Source organism: Exiguobacterium sp. s192 (genome assembly GCF_018618795.1).
GTDB lineage: Bacteria > Bacillota > Bacilli > Exiguobacteriales > Exiguobacteriaceae > Exiguobacterium_A > Exiguobacterium_A undae.
On the sequence record NZ_JACSMS010000007.1, the window covers coordinates 113,538 to 127,767 of the forward strand.

Annotated in this window: 16 protein-coding genes; 10 read left to right on the forward strand and 6 right to left on the reverse strand. The window is 48.9% G+C overall.

Features of this window, described 5'->3' with window-relative positions:
* Positions 1 to 9: 9 nt before the first annotated feature.
* The 4 genes from KNP87_RS12370 to KNP87_RS12385 are packed head-to-tail and all read left to right on the forward strand — an operon-like array spanning position 10 to position 2,699.
* Positions 10 to 261 (forward strand): hypothetical protein, encoded by a 252-nt coding sequence (locus KNP87_RS12370; RefSeq protein ID WP_214721861.1) that lies wholly within the window; start codon positions 10 to 12, stop codon positions 259 to 261.
* On the forward strand, positions 251 to 772 hold the full coding sequence (locus KNP87_RS12375) for an NfeD family protein (protein WP_026834185.1): 522 nt from the start codon (positions 251 to 253) through the stop codon (positions 770 to 772). The genes KNP87_RS12370 and KNP87_RS12375 overlap by 11 nt, the downstream gene beginning before the upstream one ends.
* Positions 769 to 2,292, forward strand: a complete 1,524-nt coding sequence (locus KNP87_RS12380) for a flotillin lipid rafts scaffold protein FloT (RefSeq protein WP_028107163.1) — start codon at positions 769 to 771, stop codon at positions 2,290 to 2,292. Before KNP87_RS12375 ends, KNP87_RS12380 begins: the two co-directional genes overlap by 4 nt.
* Positions 2,289 to 2,699 carry a hypothetical protein gene (locus KNP87_RS12385; RefSeq protein WP_214721862.1) on the forward strand — a complete coding sequence of 137 codons (411 nt, stop codon included), beginning with the start codon at positions 2,289 to 2,291 and terminating at the stop codon, positions 2,697 to 2,699. The genes KNP87_RS12380 and KNP87_RS12385 overlap by 4 nt, the downstream gene beginning before the upstream one ends.
* Before the next feature lie 112 nt (positions 2,700 to 2,811).
* Here KNP87_RS12385 and KNP87_RS12390 read toward each other — a convergent pair whose 3' ends face one another.
* Both KNP87_RS12390 and lipL read right to left on the reverse strand, forming a co-directional pair.
* Positions 2,812 to 3,660 (reverse strand): DegV family protein, encoded by an 849-nt coding sequence (locus KNP87_RS12390; RefSeq protein ID WP_026834182.1) that lies wholly within the window; start codon positions 3,658 to 3,660, stop codon positions 2,812 to 2,814.
* A 14-nt stretch (positions 3,661 to 3,674) separates the two neighbouring features.
* Positions 3,675 to 4,499, reverse strand: coding sequence for an octanoyl-[GcvH]:protein N-octanoyltransferase (gene lipL / locus KNP87_RS12395; protein WP_147511589.1), 825 nt, complete (start codon positions 4,497 to 4,499; stop codon positions 3,675 to 3,677).
* Between the two features lie 147 nt (positions 4,500 to 4,646).
* Here lipL and KNP87_RS12400 point away from each other — a divergent pair, with 147 nt between their 5' ends.
* The 3 genes from KNP87_RS12400 (at position 4,647) to KNP87_RS12410 (ending at position 8,102) form a co-directional block, all read left to right on the forward strand.
* Positions 4,647 to 5,951 (forward strand): HD domain-containing protein, encoded by a 1,305-nt coding sequence (locus KNP87_RS12400; RefSeq protein ID WP_214721863.1) that lies wholly within the window; start codon positions 4,647 to 4,649, stop codon positions 5,949 to 5,951.
* A complete protein-coding gene (locus tag KNP87_RS12405) occupies positions 5,948 to 6,799 on the forward strand; it encodes a phosphotransferase family protein (RefSeq protein WP_214721864.1) in 852 nt (283 codons plus the stop codon). The genes KNP87_RS12400 and KNP87_RS12405 overlap by 4 nt, the downstream gene beginning before the upstream one ends.
* A gap of 124 nt (positions 6,800 to 6,923) precedes the next feature.
* Positions 6,924 to 8,102 (forward strand): NupC/NupG family nucleoside CNT transporter, encoded by a 1,179-nt coding sequence (locus tag KNP87_RS12410; protein ID WP_028107159.1) that lies wholly within the window; start codon positions 6,924 to 6,926, stop codon positions 8,100 to 8,102.
* Positions 8,103 to 8,195: 93 nt separating this feature from the next.
* On the opposite strand, the gene KNP87_RS12415 is transcribed toward KNP87_RS12410, so the two are convergent.
* Positions 8,196 to 8,825, reverse strand: a complete 630-nt coding sequence (locus KNP87_RS12415; RefSeq protein WP_119923774.1) for an NAD(P)-dependent oxidoreductase — start codon at positions 8,823 to 8,825, stop codon at positions 8,196 to 8,198.
* A 76-nt stretch (positions 8,826 to 8,901) separates the two neighbouring features.
* Positions 8,902 to 9,087 carry a 2-hydroxymuconate tautomerase gene (locus tag KNP87_RS12420; protein WP_014969267.1) on the reverse strand — a complete coding sequence of 62 codons (186 nt, stop codon included), beginning with the start codon at positions 9,085 to 9,087 and terminating at the stop codon, positions 8,902 to 8,904.
* Positions 9,088 to 9,255: 168 nt separating this feature from the next.
* On the opposite strand from KNP87_RS12420, the gene KNP87_RS12425 reads away from it, so the two are divergent.
* Together KNP87_RS12425 and KNP87_RS12430 are read left to right on the forward strand one after the other, a co-directional pair.
* A complete protein-coding gene (locus tag KNP87_RS12425; protein ID WP_214721865.1) occupies positions 9,256 to 9,783 on the forward strand; it encodes a hypothetical protein in 528 nt (175 codons plus the stop codon).
* Between the two features lie 70 nt (positions 9,784 to 9,853).
* Positions 9,854 to 10,348, forward strand: coding sequence for a YwhD family protein (locus KNP87_RS12430; RefSeq protein WP_028107156.1), 495 nt, complete (start codon positions 9,854 to 9,856; stop codon positions 10,346 to 10,348).
* A gap of 254 nt (positions 10,349 to 10,602) precedes the next feature.
* On the opposite strand, the gene KNP87_RS12435 is transcribed toward KNP87_RS12430, so the two are convergent.
* On the reverse strand, positions 10,603 to 11,445 hold the full coding sequence (locus tag KNP87_RS12435; protein WP_251135583.1) for a metallophosphoesterase: 843 nt from the start codon (positions 11,443 to 11,445) through the stop codon (positions 10,603 to 10,605).
* A 78-nt stretch (positions 11,446 to 11,523) separates the two neighbouring features.
* Positions 11,524 to 13,080 (reverse strand): BCCT family transporter, encoded by a 1,557-nt coding sequence (locus KNP87_RS12440; protein WP_026834173.1) that lies wholly within the window; start codon positions 13,078 to 13,080, stop codon positions 11,524 to 11,526.
* 380 nt (positions 13,081 to 13,460) lie between these two features.
* Between KNP87_RS12440 and KNP87_RS12445 the strand changes: the two genes are divergently transcribed.
* Positions 13,461 to 14,135, forward strand: a complete 675-nt coding sequence (locus KNP87_RS12445; protein WP_214721867.1) for an NAD(P)H-dependent oxidoreductase — start codon at positions 13,461 to 13,463, stop codon at positions 14,133 to 14,135.
* Positions 14,136 to 14,230: the final 95 nt, after the last annotated feature.

Consider the following 14,230-nt stretch of genomic DNA (forward strand, 5'->3'; position numbering starts at 1 on the left):
AGCAGGCGGATGAAAAAGCGACACTTGTCAGGTACACGGCCGGTACCTGAACTTCGTGATCAACGGACACTTGAAAGTCTGCTGGCACGGCATTATGCGGCACAAAAAAAGTATGACAGGCGGCACCGCGAAGCGGACAGTCCTCGGGAACGGGAACTGGCCGGATTGTTATATGAAGAAAACCGGTATGCCTATCTTCAAGCTTACCGCCAACTCTACGGATCGAGTCCGTTCGTCGAGGTGACCGAAGATGGACGTTAGTACACTGTATCTTTACGCACTGGCAGCCGCTGCTTGCGGCGTCTTATTGTCCGTTGTTTTTTCCGATTTGATTCCGGGCATCGATCAAATCTTTCATCCGACGTTGATTTTGTCCTTTGTGATTGTGACGTCAGCTTTCGGCTTTGCTTTGGAGCATCTGACAGCACTTGGTTCACTCGTCATTTTGCTGATCAGTGCCGGCATCAGCCTCGTCGTTACGTCCTTATTGCATCTATTTATTTTTGTTCCCTTGGCAAAGGCGGAGCAATCGATCAGTTTTTCAGAACAGACATTAGAAGGACGCAGTGCGATCGTCATCGTCCCGATTCCGGAAGCGGGGTACGGAGAAATTCTCGTCGATGATGTATCAGGGCGAATTGCCAAATCAGCGGTTCTTTTTGAGGGTCCTGCTTTAGAACAAGGAACAAAAGTCATCATCATTGAAATTAAACAAGGCGTGGCGCATGTCATGACCTATCCCATCCAGTGGAAAGAGGAGATGTTTTCATGAATCCGATTATTATCGTAGCCATCATTGCCGGCGCTCTGATTTTGGCGCTGATTGCTTTATTCGTAACGAAATACCGGACAGTCGGACCGGAAGAAGCCTTAATCGTATCCGGGAGTTACCTCGGAAATAGTCCGACCGTCAACACCGATGAATCCGGCAACCGGGTCAAGATCATTCGCGGCGGCGGAGCATTCATCTTACCGGTCTTTCAACAAGCATCACCACTCAGTTTACTGTCGAGCAAATTAGAAGTGACGACGCCGGAAGTCTACACGGAGCAAGGGGTTCCGGTCATGGCGGACGGGACAGCCATTATTAAGATCGGCAGCTCGATTTCTGAAATCGCGACGGCAGCCGAACAATTTCTCGGTAAATCAAAGGAAGACCGTGAAGGTGAGGCCCGTGAAGTCCTCGAAGGTCACTTACGTTCGATCCTCGGTTCGATGACGGTCGAAGAAATCTATAAGAACCGCGATAAATTCTCGCAAGAAGTCCAACGTGTCGCGTCTCAGGATTTAGCGAAGATGGGACTGGTCATCGTATCGTTTACGATCAAAGATGTCCGGGATAAAAACGGCTATTTGGAGTCACTCGGGAAACCGCGGATTGCCCAAGTTCGCCGTGATGCAGACATCGCGACGGCTGATGCGGAAAAAGAAACACGGATCAAACGGGCGGAAGCCTCAAAAGATGCCAAAAAAGCAGAACTCGAACGGGCGACGGAAATTGCGGAAGCGGAAAAAGAAAACCAGCTGAAGATGGCTGATTACCGCCGCGAGCAGGACATCGCGAAAGCGAAAGCCGACCAAGCGTATGATCTCGAAAATGCGCGTGCCCAGCAGGAAGTCACGGAACAACAAATGCAGATCAAAATCATCGAACGTCAGAAACAAATCGAACTGGAAGAACGTGAGATTCTCCGCCGCGAGAAACAATACGATGCGGAAGTCAAAAAACGGGCGGACGCCGACCGGTACTCGATCGAGCAGGCGGCACAAGCCGACCGCGCGAAACAATATGCGGAAGCCGATGCGACGAAATACCGGATTGAAGCGTCCGCGAAAGCCGATGCTGAACGGATTCGTCTTGATGGTCTGGCCAAAGCGGAAGCGGAGCGGGCACAAGGGGAAACGGAAGCCGATATCATCCGTCTGAAAGGTCTTGCAGAAGCCGAAGCGAAAGAAAAAATCGCTCAAGCGTTCGAACAGTTTGGACAAGCGGCGATTCTCGATATGGTCGTCCGGATGATGCCGGAATATGCGAAACAAGTGGCGACACCGCTCAGCAACATCGACAAGATTACAGTCGTCGATACGGGAAGCGGCGAAGGTGGCGGAGCAAACCGAGTGACCGGATACGCCACTGACTTGATGGCATCGTTGCAGGAAACACTTAAAGCGTCATCCGGCATCGATGTGAAAGACTTGATCGAAAACTTCTCGGGTAAAGGCACGACAAAACCGTTGACGGTCAACTTGAACCAAGGGGAACCGGTCGCGTCGGGCACGAAGTCTGAATGAAACCGAACGTTGTCTTGACGGTGCTGTTCCTGCTGGTCATCGTAAATCTCGTTGCCCCGCTGTCGCTCCTTGTCCTCGTAGCAATCGCTGCGGCGTTCGGGCTGTACAAAGGCTATACATCAGAGGACGGAATCCAGAACATCTTTAACGTCAAGCGGGTTTCCTATTCGCTTCGCCATCCGCTGACGCGGGCGGAAGCGCTGGCTGCCGGTCTGATCGGTCTGTTGACGATAGATCTTCCCTACTTGTGGAACGGAATCCGGACAGGACTGTCCTTGCAAGACGTCGGCTATTTGTTCTTTGAACTGGTGACGTTGCTCTTGTTTGTATATGTGTTGTTCCGCTTTTTGGTACTCGGGCTTTTTGAACCGGGAACAGAGCGGACACCGTATGCATCGAGGCGATAAAACCGCGAAATAACAGATTAAAAAACAAAAAATCCGGATGATCCAACCTTTCCTGATCAAGAAGAGGGAGGATCATTCGGATTTTTTTAATGTGAATAAAATCAAGCGGCTGTCAGGCCGGCAAATCATAGCCGATGACAAGCAGTCCCGGTCCGGTGTGCGAACCGATGGCCGCTCCGGCAATCGTAATCAAGACTTCACTTGGAGAGAACTGGGCTTCGATCAATTGTTTTAATTGTTCTGCCCGTTCGAGCGAGTCGCCGTGACCGATGATGATCCGGTGTCCGTCGATGGCAGGACGTGCTTCTTCCATCCATTCGACGATCCGGTTCATGACCTTTTTCTGACCACGGATCTTTTCTTTTGGGATCAGTTTCCCGTCTTCGACCGTCAACAGCGGAAGAATCGACAACAAACCGCCGATGAAGGCACTTGCCCGCGAGACACGCCCGCCGCGCATCAAGTATTCGAGCGATTCGACCGTAAATAAGTGTCGGACGGTACTGATTTTTTGTTCCGTATAGGTCTTCGTTTCCTCAAATGAATGCGTCTTTGCATATTCAGCGACGTCTAAGACGAACAGTCCTTGACCGGTCGAAGCGGTTTTTGTGTCGATGATCGCATACGGGACATCGGGATAGGTTTCAGCGAGTTCTGCTGCAAGCATCGTCGCGGTTTGGTAAGTACCGGACAGTTCGCTGGAAAACGCCAGATAGATAAACGGGTCACCTTGTTTAAAGTGCGCCGTAAAGACCTCGACCATCCGTGACACCTCGACTTGGAACGTTTTAGGTGCGGCACCTTCCCGCATTTTGGCGTAGAGTTCGAGCGGCGAAATGGATTCCCCGTCAAAAAACGTATCTTCTCCAATCAATACGCCAAACGGCATGACGGTAAAGTCATAGGCATTCAGTAATTCTTTTGGTGCATCGGCACCACTGTCTGTAATAAAACGTATCATGTTCGTTCTCTCCTTTATTCACCTAGGACTTTTTCATTTCGATCCAACATCCGACCCAGGTTTACACCGAAGCGTTCGTTCTCGATTTCGCTCAAGACGGACGGTGTGAGTGTCGCGCCGAGTTCCATCAAGGAGCGATAGACACGCAAGAGACATGATTCGACCGTTAACGGAAGCTGCAGTAACTCTTCAAGGGAAGCCATCGTTTCCGGGACGACGGTCGGATACACGAATTTAGTTGTTTCTCCTTGTAAGGCGGCAGCGTAAAAATCACGGACAAGTTGCGCTCGGGCACTGCCACTGCCGTTCACGCAGAGATAAATTTGGACAGCGACGCCTCCGCGGACACGTCGTTGTGAGATGCCGGCAAACTTTTTACCGGCAATCGATAAATCATACGATCCGGGACAATACGAACCAACGACCTCTCCGGCGACGATCGCATCGGTTTCTTCGGCGAACATACGGCGGACAAGAGCGAGCATCGCTTCATATCCGCTGTCGATATCAATCCCGCCGCGTTCCGGAAGAACAAGCGAGACGTTGAGGACGCCGGCATCGAGAACGACGGCAAGGCCGCCGGAATTCCGGATGACCGGTTGAAAACCATGGGCATGCAAAACGTCGATTCCTTGATCGAGATAAGGAAGACGTGCATCCTGGATTCCGAGGACGACGGTTTCGTGGTGGACCCACGAGCGGATGGCCGCACCTTCTGTAGCGACGGAGGCGCATAATGTATCGTCCATCGCAAACGATTGTGTCGCATGAAAGGCGTTTCCGAGTGACGTTTGATCAAAAATACGATAATGTTCTTGTTTTAAGAGTTCGATTCCCATAGGCTCGTTCCTTTTTTTCTGGATTTGCGACATCATTATAGCATAAGGCGATGTAAACTTTCTGTAAGAAGCAAGTGAAGGAACAGGAACAAACCGTTTCAGACCGAAATAAAACGATAGAGAACGAACCATTAAAGGAGAGAGTGTATGTATCAGTCACTGGGGCAATTAAAAGAAACAAAGGTATTTAAGGATCCCGTTCATCGTTACATCTACGTCAGTGACCAATTGATCTGGCAATTGATCGGAACAAAGGAATTTCAGCGCTTGCGCCGGATCAAACAACTCGGAACATCGTTTTTGACGTTCCATGGAGCCGAGCACACCCGTTTCCACCATTCGCTCGGCGTATATGAGATTACGCGGCAGTTGATTGACGTCTTTAACGGTCGTGCCGACTGGGACGATCAGTACCGTGAATTGACGCTTGTCGCGGCGCTGCTGCACGACGTCGGACACGGACCCTTTTCCCATGCCTTTGAGAACGTCTTTGGCGTCGATCATGAGGAATGGACGGAACGGATCATTTTGGGGGATACAGAAATCAAGCAGGTCCTGGATCAAGTCGGCGAAGGATTTGCGGAAGAAGTCGCATCAATCATCAATAAAACCCACCCAAACCAATTGCTCGTGACGATGATCAGTTCCCAGCTTGATGTCGACCGGATGGACTACCTGTTGCGGGATGCGCACTTCGCCGGTGTCAGTTACGGGAAGTTTGACCTCGAACGGATGCTGCGTGTCCTGCGTCCGGCACCGAATCAGATGGTCGTCAAGCAGTCCGGCATGCACTCGATCGAAGATTACATCATGCGGCGTTATCAGATGTACTGGCAAGTCTATCTCCATCCCGTCACGCGATCGAGTGATTATTTATTAAAAGCAATCCTTGAACGGGCCAAAGAACTGTATACGGGCGATTACGAATTTGCGATTGATCCGATTCATTTAAGTCCACTCTTTACACAACAGATGTCCTTAAAAAACTATTTGGCACTCGACGAGACAATTGTCTACTTCTACTTCCAACAGTGGGCAGAGGAGAAGGACGTGGTATTAAGCGATCTGGCACGTCGGTTCGTCGACCGGAAATTATTTAAATATGTCGATTATCCGGCTGATAAACGGGCGCGTGTTCATAAAAAACTCTGTTCCTTATTTGAACAGATTGGTCTTGATCCAACCTATTATCTGCTCGAAGACAAGCTCAGCCGCCTGCCGTATGACTTGTACGGGGACAATGGAGAGATCAGCAAACAACCGATCATGCTCCAGATGAAAAGCGGTCAGATGAAAGAAATCTCCCAAGTCTCGCCCCTCGTTCAAGCGATTGCCAATTCGCGTCAGACGGACGAGAAGCTGTTTTATCCCCAAGAAATCCTGCACGACTTACGGGAATTTGCGAATGAGAAGATGCAAATCGATCAATTGTTACTTGGAGAAGAGTCATGAACGACATCATCGCGACCATTTTACGGCGTGTCGGGTTGGAGCAAGAATCGATTGAACCGTTAAAAGGCGCCACTTCCTCGCATGTGTTTCGAGCGGGGGAGAGTGTCTTTCGGATTCATACAAACGCTGCATGGCTCAAGCAGGAACCGGACCTCGTCGCGCACGAGGTTTTTGCGTTACAGGCGGCAGGTCATCTTGGACCGGATGTTGAGAATTATCAATTGACGCAGGAGGGTGCCATTCCGCCATGGATTCAAATGACGCACCTGCCGGGAACCGTTCGACTCGAACCGATTGATCGGTCCTATCTCAGACAACTGGCCAAGACGTTAGTGAGTATTCATCAACTGCCGGTCCCGGAACGCCGGTATCAGTATGCTCCGTATGCGACGCAACGAATGGTTCCGTCTTGGGCGAAACAAACTGAAGTATGGCAACGAGCTGTAGCAGAACCGCCGGCAGAGAGTCGGCACATCCGGTTCATCCACCGTGATTTCCATCCGGTCAATGTGTTATACGAATCAGCTGAAAAGTATAACGTAGTGGACTGGATCAATGCCTGTGTAGGCCCGGTCGAAGTCGACGTCGCCCATTGCCGGTTAAATCTGGCGCTGCTCGAATCGCTCGACGCAGCAGAGCAATTTTTAGCTGAATATATCGAGTTGAGCGGATTTTCGTATGACCGAAAGTGGGATTTAACGGCTGTTTTTGATTTTGAACCTGAGACAATCGATGTGTATCCCGGTTGGAAAGCATATGGGAAGGCGAACATCAGTCGGGCCAATGTTCGGGAACGGATGGAAAACATTGTATTGAAAGTTTATGAAAATGACGAAAGCGGTTACTAAATGAACTTTACCCCTTGCAGTTCTTCCGAATGTTGATTATTCTAGTACTTGGGAAAGAGATTGAACGTCAGACCTCGTACTTATGTACAACTGATAAAATACACTATGGATTGAGGGATAGCTCGTGAAATATTTAATCGCAATACTTGGACTTGTCGTCGTGTTCGGCTTGGCATTCCTTGTCAGTAGCAACCGTAAAGGCATCAAATTGAAACCGCTTGCGGTCATGCTAGTGCTTCAGCTTGTTCTTGGATTCATCCTGTTGAATACGTCGTTCGGTTTTATCATCATTAAAGGGATCGCCCAAGTCTTTGATAAATTGCTCAGTTATGCAGCAATCGGTATCAACTTCGTCTTCGGCGGATTAGCGAACGAAGGGTCACAACCATTCTTCATCAACGTCCTGTTACCAATCGTTTTCATCTCGGCTTTGATCGGGATTTTACAGTTCACAAAAATTTTACCGCTTCTCATGCGCGGGATCGGCTTAGTCCTTTCGAAAATCAACGGCATGGGACAACTTGAGTCATATAATGCCGTAGCGTCAGCTGCAATCGGTCAGTCAGAAGTTTTCATCACGGTTAAAAAGCAAATCGGTAAATTACCGCCCAACCGTCTGTATACGTTATGTGCGTCTGCGATGTCGACGGTGTCGATGTCAATCGTCGGAGCATACATGACAATGGTTGAACCGAAATATGTCGTCACAGCCATCGTCTTGAACTTGTTTGGTGGATTCATGATCGTTTCGATCATCAATCCGTATACGGTTGATCCAAAAGAAGATATTTTGGAAATCGTTGAAGAAAAACAAACGTTCTTCGAAATGCTCGGCGAATACATCATGGACGGATTCAAAGTTGCGATCATCGTCGGAGCGATGTTGATTGGATACAACGCCTTGATCGGAATGGTCAATGACATCTTCTTGATGGTACTCGGCATCTCATTCCAAGACATCCTTGGTTACATCTTCGCACCGTTCGCTTTCATCATGGGGATTCCATGGGCAGAAGCGGTCAGTGCAGGTAGTATCATGGCAACGAAATTGATCACAAACGAATTCGTCGCGATGCTCAGCTTGCCTGAATACGCAAAAGAATTCTCAGAGCGGACACTCGGAATCGTTTCCGTCTTCTTGATTTCGTTCGCGAACTTCTCTTCAATCGGAATCATTGCTGGTGCGGTCAAAGGACTTGACGATCGTCAAGGTAGTGTCGCAGCAAGCTTTGGTCTGAAGTTACTTTACGGAGCAACACTGGTCAGCGTCTTGACGGCAATCGTCGTCAGCGTGTTACTGTAATTTAAATTGGGGTGACGATCCGGTCGCTCAATCAAAGAAGGACCTGATTTTAAAAATCAGGTCCTTCTTTTTTTGTTGTTCATATTCATTGCTTTAACCGCGCGAAGCAATCCCGACCCGTTCCCGGTGGAAAAGATCTTCCGTATAGACTTCATACGCAAAGCGGGCGACATTGATCCGTGGAATCGGACCGGTGTCTTGCGTAAAACGATTGGATTCAATCAACACATCCTCGATTGCTTCTTCTTCGACGAGTTGTGTCGGGCAGATGACGGTGTAATCGACGTCGGCATCTTTCAGCGTCAGATAGGCTTTGAGATGATCTTCGGCCGCGACAGTCGAACGACGACGGGATTCGCTCGATTGGAATCGGTACTTGCCGGGTTCATCCGAAGCATCCAGAATGCCGGCCGTGCCGACAAAGATGATGCGGTCGATCTGTTGTTCTTTCATCTTTGTGACGAGGTGGGGAATCGCTACCGAAAGAATTTGTTTTTGATCGGTTCCGAGACAGCTGAAGACAGCCGAAGTCCCTTGAACGACGCGTTCGAGATCATCCACGTCGGTGGCGTCACCCTGGATGACTGTCAGATGGGGATGATCAGGCAAACCGTGTTGCTCAGAACGAACGAGTGCGTGCACCTCGTGTCCTTCTTGCAGCAGTAAGTCGAGTAATGGTCGTCCCGTTCTCCCGGTTGCGCCGAGTAAGCTGAATGTTGCCATGATAATTCATCCTTTCTCCGGTAAGTATATGAAACAGGAGGAACGATACGGTAGAATCGTTCCTCCTGAGAAGTGTTTATTTGTCAGCGAACATCACGCCAGCTTGACCATAATCGGTTTTCTCCATCTCTTCGATGAAGACAGTGACGTTTTCTTTTGGTGCATCAACTGACTCAGACACAGCTGCTGTGACTTTTTCGATCAAAGCACGTTTTTGTTCAACGGTACGTCCGGCTAACATCTTGACTGTAACGTAAGGCATTTCTATTCCTCCTTCTGGCATAAGTTCAACACGCCATCAGTATACCGTACGTCACCCGGGTTGCGTCAAACCGCACATGGAAATTGAAAAAGAAGGGTATAAGACAGGAGTAGCCTGTCGTAAGCAAGAAGTACTTATATTAACAAATGATGAGGATGAGGTGAAGGCATGGAGATGGAACCGGTGATTCGAAAAAAAATCCATACGCTACTGATTTTTGACCGCGCTTTACCAGAAGATGATACGTACCCCCTGTCAGGGGCAAAAGGTCTCGAGGTGGCGGAAGTGTTGTTCGGACAAAACATTCCGTTTGGACGCCTCGTGACGGACAAGGAACTGGCTGAACTGGTCGGCAACGAGGAAGCTAAACGATACGGGATGTTGACATTGTTACGTGATGATATCCGTTTTAAGCCGATTTTTCAAAATCGGAAACCAACGCCGGAAATTGAAGAAGAAATTTCGGAGCGTGTTCGGGAGCTGGCTAAACAATTGCGGGCCATTCGTTCAAGATGTTCGTCACTCGAGCGGGTCATCTTGTTTGGACGCGGTGCGCAAACGCTGTATGATCAAGCCTTAGTGCAGTTAGAAGAGCTGAATCCTCCCGCCCACGAAGAGCTGACGTCTCTTGAGTGTCATCGCTTACCGACCATTCGTCGTGTCACACGTGACCAGCTGGAGACGCTGAGACGATAAACGAAGACTTGCGCCGACTGTTGGATGCGGTATGATAGAAGCAACAGCGGTAAAAGGGGACGAGTAAACGATGGAAAAGAAAATTAACTTTAATATCATTTCAGATAACTCAACAGACGGACACGGTGGATTTGGTGTCGGAACGTTGAGCCTAAACAGCATGTCACCAGTCATCATCTCACCGGAAGATGGTGAAGCCTACATCGATATGGGCGCCATGCATGCCAAGGCGGCAATCGAAAAACGGATTAAGTTCACGACGGACAAAGCGGATACACCAAACGGGAAACCGTACTGGATCGTCTGGGTGACGGTCGGTCGGAAACCGGAAGGCTTTTATTACGGCGGCGTCGCAGCGTGTGATCTGTTAGTTGATGTCGAAGCGAGACGCGGCTTTAAGATTTTGGCGGATCACGTCAACAAGATGGACAAATCGTTAAAAGGACGGATCGTCGTCAGTCATATGGATGAGACATCAAAACAATTGTTGCGTGAATTCCTGCAAACACATAAACCGGAGATGTGGGAAAATGCAGAACCGGAATTACATGAAGCATTGGCTTAAAACAAGGGGCTGACTCAAAAGTAAGTCTCTCCAAAGACAAGGGTGGCAGAATGATACTCTGCCACCCTTGTCTTGTTAAAAAAGAATCACTCGTTACACGCAACTCCTACAGGAAAAAGCGCATTTTTGCGCTATCAGACAAATAAGACCCGCTTTCCTGCCTGAATGAGGCAGGAAAACGGGCTTGTGTCTCGCCTGAGGAAAGGGCGTGGAGAGACGAGTGATTCTTTTTTGAGTCAGCCCCTTTTGATCGATCACGTGCGTAATGTCACGACAATCAGCTCGGGGTGATTAAAAATCCGGAACGGGAACAGACTGTTGCCAAGTCCGCGGCTGATGATCATCTTTGTCTGGTCGATGGTATGCTGTCCCGCTGTCAGCTCCGGGAAAAATCCTTGACCCGGTGCATACATCCCGTCAGTTAACGGAAGGCGGATTTGTCCGCCGTGAGCATGTCCGGACAGGACAAGATCCATGTTGCGTTCGGCATACAGCGGCAAGTATTCCGGCCGGTGCGCCATCAACAGTTGGAAGGCGCTGGTGTCGACTGCTGACTGAGCTTGATCGAGACTTTGACGGATTCCGTCCGGCTCTTGCAATCCTTCACTCCAGCGGGTCGTCGTCGGATCGTCGATTCCGAGCAACTCAATGAACTGTCCTTCCCGCTCAAGCGGAACGGATGTATTTCGCAGAACCGTTACGCCGAGCTTTTCAAGCTTCGGCAAAATCGTGAAATTACGCCGGACTTCGTGATTGCCGGTGACAAAGTAGACAGGGTAGTCTGCTGTTAGTTTTTGCATCAGCAGAAGAGCGTCTGCCTCACCGTCACGTCGGGAGTCGATCAAGTCACCCGTCATTAAAATGAGATCGGGCTGAAGCTTGTCGATTTTTTTCAAAAGATGCTTCTGACGAGAACCAAACGATTTCCCGTGCAAATCGGCAATCTGCAAGATTTTATAGTCGTCAAACGCGGCAGGCAGTTTATCCGATTGAACGGTTACTGCCGTCGTGTCGATTTGATTGTTTTCCCGGTACAAAAACCAACTACTGAGAGCAAGAATCCCGAGTGGAATGAACCATTTTTTTTTGAGACGCAAGTCCCCACCTCTTTTCTTATCTTCAGCATACCAAAAAGACCCTGTCTTCCGCATGAGGGAGACAGGGTCTGACTACAGTTACGCTTCTTTTTTCAAATCGTCTGTTGCTTTGGCAGCATCCGGTTCATTGGAAAGATCCATGAACAGGGCAATCACCATCATCCCGACGACAAAGATGAACGGGAAGGCTGCGAGAACAGCGGCTGCCTGCAAGGCACTGAGCCCGCCGGCATACAGAAGAACGGCAGCGATGGACGACTGGATGATTCCCCATGTCAACTTGATGCGCAGACTTGGAAGCAGACTACCACCGGAAGACAACATCCCGAGGACGTAAGTCGCCGAGTCGGCAGACGTGATGAAGAATGTCGTAATCAAGAAGACGGCAATGATGCTGAGGAACGTTCCGAGACCACCAAACGTCTCGAACAAGGCAAACATGCCGGTTTCGACGCCTTTGTCGTTGACCGTTGAAATGAGATCAACGTTGTTGAACAATTCATTCCAGATGGCAGATCCACCGAAGACGGAGAACCAAAGCAAACCGAAAATCGTTGGTACGAGCATAATACCAAGAACGAACTCACGGATCGTCCGTCCCTTTGAAACACGGGCGATAAATGTTCCGACGAATGGTGACCAAGAAATCCACCACGCCCAGTAGAAGATTGTCCACGCATTAATCCAGCCGCGTTCATCCGGATTAAAGGCAGATGCCCGGAAACTCATGACAGGCAGGTTTTGCAAGTAGGCGCCTGTCGTTTGGACAAACAAATCCATGATGAAACTGAAGGGTCCGAGGAACAGAACTCCGACCATCAAGAGTGTCGCGAGGACGATGTTGGCGTTACTTAAACGAACGATTCCTTTATCGAGACCGGAAGCAGCACTCATCATATAGAGGACCGATACGACTAAGATGATGATCAATTGCGTCAAGAATGAGTTCGGAATACTATCGACGAGGAAATGAAGCCCCCCGGAAATTTGTTGAGCACCAAGACCAAGTGATGTCGCGACACCAAACGCAGTGGCAACGATGGCGAGTACTTCAACCGTTCCTTTACCTGCTGCTTCGTACTTCGGTTTCATCAGCGAGGCGACTGTGTCACCGATTGTTGCCGGACGTCCTTTACGGAACGTCGAGTAGGCGATGGCAAGACCAACGATCGCATAAAGCGCCCACGGATGAAGACCCCAGTGGAAGAACGAGTAGCGCATGGCGAGCGGAGCAGCTTCCGTTGGATCGCTTGTCGCGACCGGTGGCGTATGGAAGTGAGTTAGTGGTTCCGAAACACCCCAGAACACAAGACCAATCCCCATACCGGCACTGAATAACATCGCGAACCAGGAAATGAGTCCGTACTCCGGACGGTCTGAGTCTTTACCGAGTCGGATCGAACCGAAACGTGAAAAAATTAAGAAGATAGCAATTAATAAAAAGGCACTCATCCCAATGAGATAAAGCCAGCCGAAGCCGTTTGAGACAAAGTTTTGAGCGATTCCAGTAACATTGCCAAGATTTGCGGCACCAATGAGTGATTCAGGCAAGATTCCCCATATGGTAAAGAGCACACAGAAAATGACGGATACAATAAAGACGTTCGTGATCTTACTTTTTCGTTTATTTTCCATCGTGTTCAACACCTTCTTTCGAATTTTACATGTGAGTTTTGTGTTCTTTTTAGACAACGACATTAATAATTCCCGCGTTCTTTAAAAACAAAACCTTATCACGCAAGTTCTTACCGTAACAAACTTTGGAGGTAACTGGCAAATCACAATGGGTAATGACTAAAAGTGGAAGGGCTTCAATGACATGGAGTATTTTCAGTGGGAATCCCTTGATGGCGCGGTTCAGGCTTCCTGTTGTTAAGGGCGAAAATAACAGGAATATTTATTATTTCCCGCTTCTGCTTTTTTGTAACACACATCAACGAAGCAAAATAACAGACGTGCCGAAAAGGGTTTGATATCGTATCAAGTAGTCATCACATCATTAGGAGGAATCAACCATGCATCACGAGCAAACGAAACAACAGATTTTAGAAGCATTTCAGTTCCGTCATGCAACTAAATCCTTTGATCCAACGAAAAAAATAACATCAGAAGATTTTTCATTTATTTTGGAGACGGCACGTCTTTCACCAAGCTCATTTGGCTATGAGCCGTGGAATCTGCTTGTCATTCAAAACGAAGCGCTCCGCAACGAAATCCGGAACGTCTCGTGGGGGGCGCAAGGTCAACTGCCGACCGCGAGCCATTATGTCATCTTCCTCGCCCGGACAGGGGAACAGATGCAACCGGATGGGGCACATGTGCAACATATGATGGATGTGCTCGGTTTATCAGACGAAGCGAAAGCCGGTCGGACGAAACGATATGGCTTGTTCCTCGAAGAAGACTTTCAGATTGGTCGCAATGAAAAAGCGATGGCAGATTGGTCAGCAAAACAGGCTTACATTGCGCTCGGAAACATGATGTCGACGGCAGCACAAATCGGGATTGATTCCTGCCCAATCGAAGGATTTGATCAGCAGGCGGTCGAACACCTTTTGGAACAACATGATTTACTGGATCAATCTGTTTTTACCGTCCCTGTCATGGTCGCCTTCGGTTATCGGTCGGATGAGCCAAAACGTGAAAAACAACGGCGGTGCCTGGATGAAATCGTCACATTCGTCGACTAAAAAACAGTTGAAAATTTTCGAATTATATAGAAGTTTCTTTCAAAGTCCGGTATACTCGCATTTGTATGATTAAGAAGCGCCGTAAACGCCACTCG